Source organism: Flagellimonas olearia (genome assembly GCF_009184425.1).
In the GTDB taxonomy this organism is placed as follows: domain Bacteria; phylum Bacteroidota; class Bacteroidia; order Flavobacteriales; family Flavobacteriaceae; genus Flagellimonas; species Flagellimonas olearia.
In genome coordinates, this window is sequence record NZ_WELG01000188.1 from 1 (window position 1) to 321 (window position 321).

Sequence of the window (321 nt, forward strand, 5' to 3'; positions counted from 1 at the left end):
CCCTACTCTCCCTCTTGGTTCTCTCTCTAGTGCAAGTTGTTGCACAATTCTCTTTCTCTCCCTTCTAGTTCTCTTCTAGTTCCTTGAGTTTTCTAGGATACTTTCTCTTGGAGATCCCACCCATCTTCTTGAGTAAAGAGATTCTAAAAGGGTCATAGTGTGGAAGATCAAAAGGGTTTTTGGAGATCTTTGCTTGGATCATTGAAAAGAGTTTTCTACATCAAAGAAAGATTCAATTTCTCCATTAGAGCTCAACCAAGCTTCAAAGGTATAATCTACTTCCTTGCATGTTGTAGATTTTTTATGGATGCTTGTTAGTTG

The 321-nt window shown here is 38.3% G+C and carries 1 protein-coding gene; it reads right to left on the reverse strand.

All coding sequences use genetic code 11. From position 1 onward, the window contains the following. Nucleotides 1-64 precede the first annotated feature (64 nt). The gene (locus F8C76_RS18810; RefSeq protein ID WP_170284080.1) at nucleotides 65-202 is read right to left on the reverse strand and encodes a hypothetical protein; all 138 of its coding nucleotides are present in this window, start codon (nucleotides 200-202) and stop codon (nucleotides 65-67) included. Nucleotides 203-321: the final 119 nt, after the last annotated feature.

What these genes read in the sequence shown, in the direction of transcription:
- F8C76_RS18810 (WP_170284080.1), bottom strand. Translation starts at nt 202, where the DNA reads ATGATCCAAGCAAAGATCTCCAAAAACCCTTTTGATCTTCCACACTAT.